The sequence below is a fragment of the Streptomyces sp. NPDC090022 genome (genome assembly GCF_044748145.1).
In the GTDB taxonomy this organism is placed as follows: Bacteria; Actinomycetota; Actinomycetes; order Streptomycetales; family Streptomycetaceae; genus Streptomyces.
In genome coordinates, this window is record NZ_JBIVFN010000006.1 from 290,023 (window position 1) to 302,794 (window position 12,772).

Genomic DNA, 12,772 nt, shown 5'->3' on the forward strand with positions numbered 1-12,772 from the left:
ACGGGCAGGGAGGCGGCCCGTACCCCCGCCGACTGGGGTACGGGCCGCGGCTCTCACGGGGGGCTTCGGTACGCGTGCGGCCGGCCGCGCGCGACTGTGCAGGCAGTGTGAACCCGCCACCGGGGGCCGTCAAGCGTTGCGGCAGCAGCGCCTGCTCAGGGCCCGCGCCCGCGGCGCGTCCGGCGGGGCGTACGCCGAAAGCGGCGGGCACCGGTGGCACCGGTCCTCAGCGGACGGCGACGACGGCCGAGCCGTGCCCGAACAGCCCCTGGTTCGCGGTGATCCCGGCCCGCGCCCCGGGCACCTGGCGCTGTCCGGCCCGCCCGCGCAGCTGCCAGGTCAGCTCGCACACCTGGGCGATGGCCTGCGCCGGCACCGCCTCCCCGAACGACGCCAGCCCGCCGCTCGCGTTCACCGGGATCCGCCCGCCCAGCGCGGTCGCGCCCTCACGGACCAGCTTGGCCCCCTCGCCCGGGCCGCACAGGCCGATGTCCTCGTACCACTCCAGTTCCAGGGCCGTGGACAGGTCGTACACCTCGGCGAGCGAGAGGTCCTCCGGCCCGAGCCCCGCCTCCTCGTACGCGGCACGCGCGATGGAGGAGCGGAAGGAGGCCGCGGCCGGCGCCACGGCGACCGCGGAGTCGGTGGCGATGTCGGGCAGGTCCAGCACCGTACGGGGGAACGTCGGCGTCACCGTCGACACCGCCCGGATCCGCACCGGGTCGCCGACGCCGCGCGCGTGGGCGTAGTCGAGGCTGGACAGGACCAGCGCGGCGCCGCCGTCGGAGGTCGCGCAGATGTCCAGCAGCCGCAGCGGATCGGCGACGACGGCGGAGGCGGCCACCTCCTCGGCGGTCACCGCCGTGCGGTAACGGGCCCGGGGATTGAGCGCCCCGGCCGCCGCGTTCTTCACCTTGACCTGCGCGAAGTCCTCGCCGGTGTCCCCGTACAGCGCCATCCGGCGGCGCGCGAACAGCGCGAAGTACGCCGGGTTGGTGGCCCCCAGCACCCGGAAGCGCAGCCAGTCCGGATCGTCGGGCCGGTCCCCGCCGACGGGGGCGAAGAACCCCTTGGGCGCGGCGTCGGCGCCCACCACGAGCACCACGTCCGCGAGGCCGGCCAGGATCTGCGCGCGGGCGGCGCCGATCGCCTGCGCGCCGGAGGCGCAGGCGGCGTACACGCTGGTCACCCGGGCCCCCTGCCAGCCGAGGGCCCGCGCGAAGGTCGCGCCGGCGACGTACCCGGGATAGCCGGAGCGCACGGTGTCGGCGCCGACGACCGACTGCACGTCGCGCCAGTCGATCCCGGCGTCGGCGAGGGCTTCCCGGGCGGCGAGACGGCCGTACTCGACGAAACTGCGGCCCCACTTGCCCCACGGGTGCATGCCGGCCCCGAGGACGGCGATGTCGGCGGTCACGGCCGCACCCCCGTCTCCTGCGCACCGGCACCGGCGGTACCGACGGGACGGAAGTGCCAGGTGGTCCAGGTGGTGCCGGCATCCTCGTTGAGCACGCCCGGCACGACCTCCACCTCCATGCCGACGGCGAGATCGGCGACGCCCACGCCGGGCGCCGCCTGCCCGAGCACCACCATCCGCTCGGCCTCCAGCTCCACCGCCACGAGCGTGTACGGCTCCCAGGGCGCCGCCGGGTCCGAGACGTAGGGCGCCGGCGGCCGGTAGCGGCCGTCGGTGTACGACCAGACGCGCCCGCGCGCGGAGAGCGGGACCTCGGCCAGCTCACCGCCCGCGCAGCGGGGGTTGCGGCAGCAGTAGTCCTCCCGGGGGAAGTACACCGTGCCGCACGCCCCGCACCGGGTGCCGAGCAGCCGGAAGCCGTTCCCCTCCGCCGGATCGGTGAACCACCCGTCGACGACCGGTGTGCGTGTGCGTTCCAAGACCCCTCCCAAGGCAGCACGGTCCGACGGCCCGCCATTGAACTGACGGATCGTCAGAAGTCTGCCACGGGCCCGGGCGCCCGGTCACCGGTTCCCGGCGAGCCACTTCCGGGCGATCTCGTCCAGTTCCGCGTCCCGCCCGGCCAGCATCATCCGGATCATCCGCGCGTCCCCGCGCAGCGACCAGGCGGGATGCCCGAAGGTGGCCGGGTTGTTGCCCTCGATCAGGAAGTGCGCGGGCCAGGCGGTCCCGTACCCGATCAGCGGCAGCGCGGCCAGGTACCGCCTGCGGCCGCGCGCCAGCCCGTACGCGGTCACGGCGAGCCCGGTGAGCGTGCCGGTGAGGTGCACCCAGCGGGTGGCGGCGCGGGAGTGCATGGCGACGTAGTAGGGCCAGAACTCCTCGTACGAATCGAACGTCATGCGCGCACGGTACTCACGGCCGCACGGCGGCGGAACGGACCGGGAAGTCGAAGTACGTGCCGGGATGGACCTCCGGCCGGTACGTGAAGTGCCACCACTCCTCGGGCAGGTTGACGAAGCCCTGCTCGCCCAGGCTCCGGCGGAGCAGGTCGCGGTGGCGGCGCGGCTGCGGGGCGGTCGCGGGATGGTCGGTGTGCGAGAGCGGATCGAAGAAGTCGAAGGAAGTACCCATGTCCACCGGCCGGTCCGGCAGCCGCACCAGGCCCACGTCGACGGTGCTCCCGCGGCTGTGCCCGGACTTCTCCGCGATGTACCCGTCGGGAATCAGGGACGACTTGTCGACATGGGGATAGTAGGAGGGCTTCGTCGTCTGGTCGTGCTCGTCCCGCGCCCACCGCACGAACCGGTCCACGGCCCGCTGGGGCCGGTAGCAGTCGTACACCGTCAACGCGTACCCCTGCCGCAGCAGGCCGTGCTGCGCCCGCCGCAGCGCCTCGGCCGCCGGCCGGGTGAGCAGGCACACCGGCTCGTCGTAGCCGTCCACGACGCGGCCGGTGACATTGCGGGCGGTGGCGTACCGCATGTCCTGGCGGACGGTCGGATCGACCTCCCGCAGCGCCACGAACGTGACCGGCGCCTTCTCCGCCGCACCACCGCCGCCGCCCGGCACCGGCCCCGCCGGCCCGGTGCCCGTCCCCCCGCCCGCGAGCGCACCCGCGAGCACCACCCCCGCAACAGCCGTCATCCTCATGCCCCTTCCCCTACCATCACGGCATGCCGCCACACCTGAAGGACTCGCACTGCTCCACCTGCGGATTCGCGTTCGACACGACCGACTGGCCGCGGGCCTGCGCCGCCTGCGGGGCGGTCACGTACCGCAACCCGCTCCCGGTGGCCGTCGCGCTGCTCCCGGTCGAGGACGAGCAGGGCGTCGGGCTGGTCGTCATCACCCGCACCATCGAGCCCGCCCTGGGCGGTGTCGCCCTCCCGGGCGGCTTCATGGACTTCGGCGAGGACTGGCGTACCGCCACGGTCCGCGAACTCCGCGAGGAGACCGGCATCGAGGCCGCGCCCTCCGACGTGACCCTGGCCGACGCCGCCAGCTCAGCGGGGGGCCACCTGCTGGTCTTCAGCCTGCTGCCCACCCGCGCGCTCTCCTCGCTCCCGCCGTCGGCGGCGACGGACGAGACCACGGGCTGGCACGTCCTGCGCGGCCCCGAGGAACTGGCGTTCCCCCTCCACACCGACGCCGCGGCGGCCTGGTTCGCGGGCCACTACGGCTGAACGCGGCCTCCGGGGCGAGCCGCCGCGGCCCCGGTAGCGGTCCGCCGGACACCCCCTTACATCGGCAGGGACAGTAGCCGTACCGCCCCCGGCGGCCACCGGGACCCGTCGCGCAGCGGTGTCCACATCGTCCGCAGCGGCATCACCACGGGCCCGCCGGGCTGTTCCACCCGGACCTCGCCCGCCAGGCCGTGCCAGCCGAGCCGCTCGTAGAGCGGGACGAGCGGCGGCCGGCAGAACAGCAGCCCGTGGCGCGGCCCCAGGGTGCGGGCGTGCGCCAGTGCCGCCTCCATGGCCAGCCGGGCCAGGCCCCGGCCGCGGACGTCGGGCGCGACGGCCACTCCGCCGACCCCCACCACCTCGGACGCGACGCCGCCGACCGACAGCGGCGCGCGCAGCAGGCCCGTGTGCGCCACGAGCCGGCCGCCGCGCGCGCGTACGCCGAAGTGCACGTCCTTGGGCAGCCAGGTCAGCCCGGTGTGCGCCACACCGAAGGGGTCCTCGCCCGGGCCGAGGATCTCCGCCCTGTCGGCGTCCGTGTAGTGCTCCAGCCGCTCGGCGGCCGGCGGTCCCCCGAAGAAATGATCATCCATTCCCCCATGATGGCGCCCCGGACCGGCCGGCGGTGCGCCGCCCGGACGACCGGCTCGCGGGCACCGCCCGACGGACGCCCCCGGCCGGTCCGGCCCCGCAGTCCGGCCCCCGCAGACCGCGCGGGGGTGCACCGGCGCCCGCGGGGCCCCGGTGCACCCCCGGAGCCCCCGGCGCGCCCCCGGCTCACAGCCCCCGTACCCGCGCGGGGAGCGGCGTCCCGTCCTCCCTCTCCACCACGACCTCGCCCCCGAGCCACCGCACCGTCAGCCGCTCCACCTCCACGTCGCCGCTGGCCCGCTCGCGGACCACCACGCCGCCCCCGGTGCGCCCCACCGCCGGCGCCCACACCTCCACCGTCTCCCCGCCCCCCGGAGCCCGTACCGGCAGGACCGACCCCGCCCGCGCCAGGACCGGGATCCGCCCCGCCGGCGCGTCCAGCAGCACCTGCCCCGGACCCTCGTACGCCGCCTCCGTCGCCGTGTCGTACCAGCGGCCCCGCGGCAGCCGTACCGCCCGCCGGTCCGCGCCCGGTTCCAGCACCGGCGCCACCAGCAGCGCGTCCCCCAGCAGGAACGCGTCCTCGCAGTCCCGCAGCGACCGCTCCTCCGGCGCCCCCCACCACACCGGCCGCACGTACGGCGCCCCGGTGCGCCGTGCCAGATGCGCCAGCGTCACGAAGTACGGGCGCAGCCGCTCCCGTTCCGCGAGCACCGCCCGAGCCCCCTCCAGCACCTCCTCGCCGAACTCCCACGGTTCCCGCCGCCCCGCCCACAGCGCCGCGTGCGTACGGAACAGCGGCAGGTACGCGCCCAGCTGGAACCACCGCAGGTACAGCTCACCCGACGGCGAACCCCCGAAGCCGCCCACGTCCGGCCCGGAGTACGGCACCCCGCACAGCCCCAGCCCCAGTACCAGCGCCAGCGAGGCCCGCAGCCCCTCCCAGCTCGACTCCACGTCCCCCGACCACGTGCCGCCGTACCGCTGCATCCCCGCCCACCCCGACCGGGAGAACAGGAACGGCCGTTCCTGCGGCCGCAGCCGCAGCAGCCCCTCGAAGCCGGCCCGCGCCATCGTGAGCGCGTACACGTTGTGCGCCTCCCGGTGGTCCCCGCCCGCCCCCTCCAGGGCGTGCCGCGCCGACCGCGGCAGCGTCTGGTCCGCCCACCCCGGCGGAGTGAAGGAGACCGGTTCGTTCATGTCGTGCCAGAAGCCCGCGAAACCCCGCTCCAGCCGCTCCTCGTACAGCCCGCCCCACCACGTCCGCACGGCCGGATCGGTGAAGTCCGGATACGCGCACTCCCCGGGCCACACCTCCCCGCGCACCTCCTGCCCCCGCGCGTCCCGCACGAACGCGCCGTCCGACCCCACCACGAGCCCGGACCGGTACACCGACGACGGCGCCTCCTCCACCTTCACCGCCGGGTCCACGATCGACACCAGCCGCACCCCGCCCCCCGGCCCCTCGCGCAACTCCCGCGCCAGCCCCGGCAGATCCGGGAACCGCTCACCGTCCACCGTGAACACCCGGTGCCCGTCGTAGTGGTCGATGTCCAGGTGCAGCGCCGACAGCGGCAGCCCCCGCCCCGTGTACCCGGCCACCACCCGCCGCACCTCCGCCGCGCTGCCGAACCCCCACCGCGCGTGCTGGTAGCCCAGCGCCCACTCCGGCGGGAGCGCCGCCGCACCCGTCAGCCCCGACCACCCCTGCAACACCCGTGCCGGCGTCCCCACCAGCACCCAGCACCTCAAGGGCCCGCCGTCCATCCGCAGTTCGCTCGACCCGTGCCGGTCCGGCCCCGAGCCCGCCCCCTCCTCGCCCTCGCGCAGCACCACCCGCCCGTCCCAGGTGGTGTCGTGGAACACCAGGTGCGTGCCCGCGTCCGCCACCACCATCTGCACCGGCATCGTGATGTACAGCGGATCGGTGCCCGGCCCGAAACCACCCCGCGGATCGGTGTTCCACAGCCGGTACACCCCGTCCCGCAGCCGCGGCCCCGACGCCCGCCCGCCCAGCCCGAAGAACCGCGCGTCCGCCGGCACCTCCGACCGCTGCAGCCAGCGCGCCCCGCCGGCCGCGCCCACCGGCTCCCACCAGCGCGGCGGCAGCTCCCGCCGCAGCACCGTGCCCCCCGGCGTACGCACCTCCACCGCACCGTGCCGGGACACCGCCACCGTCACCCGCTCCGACACCACCCGCCAGCCACCGCCGGTGTCCGGCTCCAGCACCGCCCGCGGATCCGGCTCCGGCCCCGTGCCCAGCACCGCGTACGAGGGCGTCGGCTCCGCCCCGTCCCAGCCCCAGAAGACCGCACCGCCCGCCGTCACCCGCACCAGCAGCCGCGACCGCGCGAACGTCAGCACACCACCGCCCGGCCGCGGGTCCGCACCCGTCAGCAGCCCCGGTACCCGCGCCCGCTCCGGGCCCCGCCGGGGCAGCCCCACCGCGTCCGCGCGCCGGTGGCGCCACGCCGCGCGCCAGGCCCGCAGTCCGCGCGCCGTCCCCATGTCCTTCACCGCACGCACCACATCACGACCGTCCATGCCGCTCACCCTGCCACCGGCCACCGCGCCAGAGTGATCCGTTCAACTGTCGTTCACCCACAAAAGGATCATCCTTGACCGTGGATGGTGGCTCTGGTGCGGATGTCGATCACGTGGCATGGTCCCTGTGAGCCGCCGCGCACCCACCCCTCGCGCGGTGACAAGGTACGCAGCATCCGCGCACCACCCGCACCGCCCGTACCGCCCGCACCACCGAAACCCGCACGACGACCACCGCACGACGACCACCGCACGACGCGCACACCGAGCGCGAGCCTGAAGACGGACCGGGAGCCCGCCCATGACCTCAGCCACCTCGCCGCAGCCCCTCTGGGCACCGGGCCCCGACCGGATCGCCGCGGCCGCGGTCACCCGGTTCCAGGCCTGGGCCGCCGACCGGTACGGCGCCCCGGCCGAAGGCGGCTACCCGGCGCTGCACCGCTGGTCCGTCGAGGAGCTCGACACCTTCTGGCGCGCCGTCGCCGACTGGTTCGACGTCCGCTTCACCACCCCGTACGAGCGGGTGCTCGGCGAGCGCGCCATGCCCGGGGCCCAGTGGTTCCCCGGCGCCACCCTCAACTACGCCGAGCACGCCCTGCGCGCCGCCGAGGACCCCGCCCGCGCCGACGACGCCGCCCTCCTGCACGTCGACGAGACCCACGACCCCGTCCCCGTCACCTGGGCCGAACTGCGCCGCCAGGTCGGCGCCCTCGCCGCCGAACTGCGCGCCCTCGGCGTCCGCCCCGGCGACCGCGTCAGCGGCTACCTGCCCAACATCCCCGAGGCCGTCACCGCCCTCCTCGCCACCGCCGCCGTGGGCGCCGTCTGGACCTCCTGCGCCCCCGATTTCGGCGCCCGCAGCGTCCTGGACCGCTTCCAGCAGGTCGAACCCGTCGTCCTGTTCACCGTCGACGGGTACCGCTACGGCGGCAAGGAGCACGACCGCCGCGACACCGTCGCCGAGCTCCGCCGCGACCTGCCCTCGCTGCGCGCCGTCGTCCACATCCCGCTGCTGGGCACCCCCGCCCCCGACGGCGCCCTGGAATGGTCGGCCCTCACCTCCGGTGACACGGCCCCCGTCTTCGAGCCGGTCCCCTTCGACCACCCGCTGTGGGTGCTGTACTCCTCCGGCACCACCGGTCTGCCCAAGGCGATCGTCCAGTCCCAGGGCGGCATCCTCCTCGAACACCTCAAGCAGCTGGGCCTGCACTGCGACCTCGGCCCGCGGGACCGGTTCTTCTGGTACACCTCCACCGGCTGGATGATGTGGAACTTCCTCGTCTCCGGCCTGCTCACCGGCACCACCGTCGTCCTCTACGACGGCAGCCCCGGCTACCCCGACACCGGCGCGCAGTGGCGCATCGCCGAACGCACCCGCGCCACCCTCTACGGCACCTCCGCCGCGTACGTCATGGCCTGCAAGAAGGCCGAGGTGCACCCCGCGCGCGACTTCGACCTCTCGGCGCTCCGGTGCGTCGCCACCACGGGCTCCCCGCTCCCGCCCGACGGCTTCCGCTGGCTGCACGACGAGGTGGCCGAGGACCTGTGGATCGCCTCCGTCAGCGGCGGGACCGACGTGTGCAGCTGCTTCGCCGGCGCCGTCCCCACCCTCCCCGTCCACATCGGCGAGCTCCAGGCCGCCTGCCTCGGCACCGACCTGCAGTCCTGGGACCCCTCCGGCAAGCCCCTCGTCGGCGAGGTCGGCGAACTGATCGTCACCAACCCCATGCCCTCCATGCCCATCCGGTTCTGGAACGACCCCGACGGCAGCCGCTACCGCGACAGCTACTTCGACATGTTCCCCGGCGTCTGGCGGCACGGGGACTGGATCACGATCACCGACCACGGCTCCGTCGTCATCCACGGCCGCTCCGATTCCACCCTCAACCGGCAGGGCGTCCGGATGGGCTCCGCCGACATCTACGAGGCCGTCGAACGCCTCCCGGAGATCAAGGAATCGCTGGTCATCGGGCTCGAAGAGGCCGACGGCGGCTACTGGATGCCGCTCTTCGTCCACCTCGTGCCCGGCGCCACCCTCGACGACGACCTGCGCGAGCGCATCAAGCGGACCATCCGCGCCGAGCTCTCCCCGCGTCACGTCCCCGACGAGATCATCGAGGTCCCCGGCGTCCCGCACACCCTGACCGGCAAGCGCATCGAGGTCCCCGTCAAGCGCCTCCTCCAGGGCGCCCCCCTGGACAAGGCCGTCAACCCGGGCTCCGTCGACAACCTCGACCTCCTCCACTTCTACGAGGAGCTGGCCCGCACCCGCCGCCAAGGGTGACTGTCAGTGGCTGTGGTTACGCTGAGTGAGCATTGACCGATGCGATGCCGCACAGGGGGAGCCATGCCACAGCACCCACGCCACCCACAGCAGCACCACACCCGCGCCCGCCGCAGGCTGCGCCGCGAAGTCCCCGGCACCGTCGGCCTCGTCGCCGACGCCCAGGACTTCGCGGCCATGCGCGCGTACCGCAGCTTCACCTTCGACGACCACCGGGACTACCTCGACCAGGTCGACGGCCTGCTGCGGTCCCTCGCCGCCCAGGGCATCCACACGACCGTCGCCCTCTTCGACCCCGAGGAGTACGCCGACTACTGCGACGACCACGGCCTCGACCCGGACACCGCCGCCGCCCGCACCCGCTTCACCGCCGAACTCGCCGGCAGCAGCACCGGCCTGCCCTACACCGGCCAGCCCATCGACGAACTCGTCCCGCTCCTCGTCGACGAGGCCGTCCGCCAGGCCACCTGGGAATACGCCACCATGCTCCTCGCGGGCCTCGGCACCTGCGCGGAGTGCGGCGAGGACATCGGCCAGGCCTCGCTCGAGCGCGCAGGTCGGATCCTCAAACGCCTCGTCGAGGGCGGCGGCCCCGGCCACCACCACCTGGTGTGCAGCATCCCCGCCCAGGACGAACAGCTCGTCGCCGTCCTGCACGCCGACGCCCCCGACCGGCCCGGCGGACCACCCCGCGTCGAGGGACGCGACGGCCTCGACTTCGTGACCGTCCTCGCCGCCGGCATCGCCCTCGCGGGCCCGGGCGGAGTGGTCCTGCGCAGCAGCACCGACGGGCTCGGCGACCGCGTCCACGGCTGGCGCCTCCAGCAGGGCCGAGTCGTCCCCCTCTCCGCGGCCGCCGTTTTCGACGCCTACTGCACGGACGCCGACACCGGAGACCCCGTCGCCCCCGAACCGGGCGTCGAATACCACCCCGGATACGAGGTCGACGAACCAGACCCGCACCACTGACACGACAACGCCCGAGGGGCCCCCGCCACCGGCGAAGGCCCCTCGTACGACACCGCGCCACCCGGCTCACTCGCCGGACAGCACCGCCTGCGCGGCCACCCGGGCCTCCTCGGCCGAGTCCGCCGCACGCGCCGCGGCGGCGGCGCGCTCGCACTGCGCCAGCGTGTGCTTCGCGAGCGTCGCCCGCACGTACGGGATCGACGCCGCACCCATCGACAGGGAGGTGACACCCAGACCCGTCAGCACACAGGCCAGCAGCGGATCCGCGGCGGCCTCACCGCACACGCCGCAGCTCTTGCCCTCCGCCTTGGCCGCCTCGGCGGACAGGGCGATCAGGTCGAGCAGCGCCGGCTGCCACGGATCCTGCAACCGGGAGACCGCACCGACCTGACGGTCGGCGGCGAAGGCGTACTGCGCGAGGTCGTTCGTGCCCAGCGACAGGAACTCCACCTCCTGCAGGATCGAGCGCGCCCGCAGCGCGGCGGAGGGGATCTCCACCATCGCGCCGAACTTCGCCCGAAGCCCGGCCGCCCGGCACGCCTCCGCGAACGCCTTCGCGTCCTGGCGGTCGGCCACCATGGGGGCCATGACCTCCAGGTAGACCGGCAGCCCCTCGGCGGCCTTGGCCAGCGCGGTCAGCTGCGTGCGCAGCACCTCCGGGTGGTCCAGCAGCGCACGCAGGCCCCGCACGCCCAGCGCCGGGTTCGGCTCGTCCGCCGGAGTCAGGAAGTCCAGCGGCTTGTCCGCGCCCGCGTCCAGCACCCGCACGACGACCCGGCCCTCGGGGAAGGCCTCCAGCACCGCGCGGTACGCCTCGACCTGCTTCGCCTCGGACGGTGCCTTCTTGCTGTCGTCCAGGAACAGGAACTCGGTGCGGAAGAGCCCCACACCCTCGGCCCCCGCCTCGACGGCGGCCGGCACGTCCGCCGGACCGCCGACGTTGGCCAGCAGCGGCACCTTGTGACCGTCGGAGGTCGCACCCGGACCGGAGGACGCGGCGAGCGCGGCCCTGCGCGCCGCCGCGGCGGCCTCCAGCTCGGCCTGCTTCTCCTCGCTCGGCTCCACGAAGATCTCGCCCGTGGAACCGTCCACCGCGATGACCGTGCCCTCCGCCAGCTCACCGGCACCCGGCAGCGCCACCACGGCCGGGACCCCCAGCGCCCGCGCGAGGATGGCGCTGTGGCTGGTCGGCCCGCCCTCCTCGGTCACGAAACCGAGCACCAGCGACGGGTCCAGCAGCGCCGTGTCGGCCGGGGCCAGATCCCGCGCGATCAGCACGTACGGCTCGTCGCTGTCCGGTACGCCCGGCATCGGCACGCCCAGCAGCCGCGCCACGATGCGGTTGCGCACGTCGTCCAGGTCGGCCACCCGGCCCGCCATGTACTCGCCGGCGCCCGCGAGCAGCTCGCGGTACGAGGCGAAGGCGTCGTACACACCGCGCTCGGCCGTGCTGCCCACCGCGATCCTGCGGTCGACGTCCGCCATCAGCTCGGGGTCCTCGGCGATCATCGCCTGGGCCTCCAGCACGTGCTGGGCCTCGCCACCGGCCAGCTGGCCGCGCGCGATCAGGTCGGCCGCGACCGCGCTCACGGCCTGACGGGCACGCCCCTGTTCGCGCTCCGCCTCCTCCGCGGCGATCTGCTTGGCCGGCGGTTCGAGAACAGCCGTGCCCATGTGCCGCACCTCGCCGATCGCCACACCGTGGCTCACGCCGACGCCTCGCAGCGTTGTCTCCATTTCACCCGTCTCCGATAGAGCGGCGGGCCCAGCCGCCGCGATGGATGTCCGAATCGCCCTCGCGGGCGGCCGCGTCAGCGCCAGCTGAAGAGCGCGTCGTTCGCCTTGAGGTCGCCGTCCTCGACCACGTCACCGAGGGACTCGGCCGTGGCCTCCAGGGCCACGACGGGGCAGATCGGCGACTTGCCGGCCTCCTCGACGGCCTGCGGGTTCCAGCGGATGACGGCCTGACCACGGGCCACGGTGTCGCCCTTGTTCACGAGCAGCTCGAAGCCCTCGCCGTTGAGCTGCACGGTGTCGATCCCGAGATGGGTGAGGACACCGTGACCCTGGTCGTCGACGACGACGTACGCGTGCGGGTGCAGGGAGACGACCACACCGTCGACGGGGGCCACCGCCTCCGACGGCTCGCGCACGGGGTCGATGGCGGTACCGGGACCCACCATGGCGCCGGAGAACACCGGATCCGGCACAGCCGCGAGTCCGATGGCACGCCCGGCAAGTGGGGACGTCACGCTGGTCATGGGGGCCTCCCAGGGGTGGGGCTTCATGGTGTTGCCGTCACTGTCCGTCGCGATCGGCATACTGGTCAGAAGGATATGTCACTAGATGTACAGGTTCGCCCGATCTCGTTCCCGACCCGGGCTAACCCTCCGGCACGGAGACTAGTGGACTAGACCGGTGGACTAGACCATACGCCTGAATCGATTTGCTCCGCCCCAACTCGGGGTGTACTGTCGTGAGTCCTGCCTGACCGGGGCACGTGAACCCCACGTAAACACCGGACGGCAGGCATCCCAACTCCTCAGTTGATCTCGATCTTCGGGTCGCCTCCGCATGTCCGCGGGACGGTGGTCGGAGAGACGGAAAATCACTGATAGAGTCGGAATCGCCGGAAAGGGAAACGCGAAAGCGAACACCCCGGAAAGCACCGAGGAAATCGGATCGAAAAGATCTGATAGAGTCGGAAACGCAAGAACGAAGGAAGCGCCCGGAGGAAAGCCCGCGAGGGTCAGTACAAAGGAAGCGTCCGCACCTTGAGAA

11 protein-coding genes are annotated in these 12,772 nt (G+C 74.1%); 3 read left to right on the top strand and 8 right to left on the bottom strand.

Annotated features, from left to right (window positions below; all coding sequences use genetic code 11):
* Nucleotides 1–226: 226 nt before the first annotated feature.
* The 4 genes from ACIPXB_RS15815 to ACIPXB_RS15830 all read right to left on the bottom strand — a co-directional run bounded on the left by ACIPXB_RS15815 (nt 227) and on the right by ACIPXB_RS15830 (nt 3,064).
* A complete protein-coding gene (locus ACIPXB_RS15815) occupies nt 227–1,417 on the bottom strand; it encodes a lipid-transfer protein (protein ID WP_401449569.1) in 1,191 nt (396 codons plus the stop codon).
* Nucleotides 1,414–1,896: a Zn-ribbon domain-containing OB-fold protein gene (locus tag ACIPXB_RS15820; protein WP_401449572.1), complete on the bottom strand. Its 483-nt coding sequence runs from the start codon at nt 1,894–1,896 to the stop codon at nt 1,414–1,416. The genes ACIPXB_RS15815 and ACIPXB_RS15820 overlap by 4 nt, the downstream gene beginning before the upstream one ends.
* 84 nt (nt 1,897–1,980) lie before the next feature.
* Entirely contained in the window at nt 1,981–2,319 is a 339-nt protein-coding gene (locus ACIPXB_RS15825) for an Mpo1-like protein (RefSeq protein ID WP_401449575.1), read from the bottom strand.
* Between the two features lie 13 nt (nt 2,320–2,332).
* A complete protein-coding gene (locus ACIPXB_RS15830; RefSeq protein WP_401449578.1) occupies nt 2,333–3,064 on the bottom strand; it encodes a M15 family metallopeptidase in 732 nt (243 codons plus the stop codon).
* Between the two features lie 29 nt (nt 3,065–3,093).
* Between ACIPXB_RS15830 and ACIPXB_RS15835 the strand changes: the two genes are divergently transcribed.
* Nucleotides 3,094–3,603 carry an NUDIX domain-containing protein gene (locus ACIPXB_RS15835; RefSeq protein ID WP_401449581.1) on the top strand — a complete coding sequence of 170 codons (510 nt, stop codon included), beginning with the start codon at nt 3,094–3,096 and terminating at the stop codon, nt 3,601–3,603.
* 56 nt (nt 3,604–3,659) lie between these two features.
* Here ACIPXB_RS15835 and ACIPXB_RS15840 read toward each other — a convergent pair whose 3' ends face one another.
* Together ACIPXB_RS15840 and ACIPXB_RS15845 are read right to left on the bottom strand one after the other, a co-directional pair.
* A complete protein-coding gene (locus tag ACIPXB_RS15840) occupies nt 3,660–4,196 on the bottom strand; it encodes a GNAT family N-acetyltransferase (protein ID WP_401449584.1) in 537 nt (178 codons plus the stop codon).
* 184 nt (nt 4,197–4,380) lie between these two features.
* The gene (locus ACIPXB_RS15845) at nt 4,381–6,738 is read right to left on the bottom strand and encodes a glycoside hydrolase family 31 protein (protein WP_401449587.1); all 2,358 of its coding nucleotides are present in this window, start codon (nt 6,736–6,738) and stop codon (nt 4,381–4,383) included.
* A gap of 301 nt (nt 6,739–7,039) precedes the next feature.
* Between ACIPXB_RS15845 and ACIPXB_RS15850 the strand changes: the two genes are divergently transcribed.
* The gene (locus ACIPXB_RS15850; RefSeq protein ID WP_401449590.1) at nt 7,040–9,022 is read left to right on the top strand and encodes an acetoacetate--CoA ligase; all 1,983 of its coding nucleotides are present in this window, start codon (nt 7,040–7,042) and stop codon (nt 9,020–9,022) included.
* Between the two features lie 63 nt (nt 9,023–9,085).
* Nucleotides 9,086–9,991 carry a hypothetical protein gene (locus ACIPXB_RS15855; RefSeq protein WP_401449593.1) on the top strand — a complete coding sequence of 302 codons (906 nt, stop codon included), beginning with the start codon at nt 9,086–9,088 and terminating at the stop codon, nt 9,989–9,991.
* Between the two features lie 66 nt (nt 9,992–10,057).
* Here the strand turns inward: ACIPXB_RS15855 and ptsP are convergent, their stop codons facing one another.
* The gene (gene ptsP / locus ACIPXB_RS15860; protein WP_401449596.1) at nt 10,058–11,728 is read right to left on the bottom strand and encodes a phosphoenolpyruvate--protein phosphotransferase; all 1,671 of its coding nucleotides are present in this window, start codon (nt 11,726–11,728) and stop codon (nt 10,058–10,060) included.
* Nucleotides 11,729–11,802: 74 nt separating this feature from the next.
* Complete coding sequence (locus ACIPXB_RS15865; protein WP_401449633.1) at nt 11,803–12,252, bottom strand: PTS glucose transporter subunit IIA; 450 nt, start codon at nt 12,250–12,252, stop codon at nt 11,803–11,805.
* Nucleotides 12,253–12,772 lie beyond the last annotated feature (520 nt).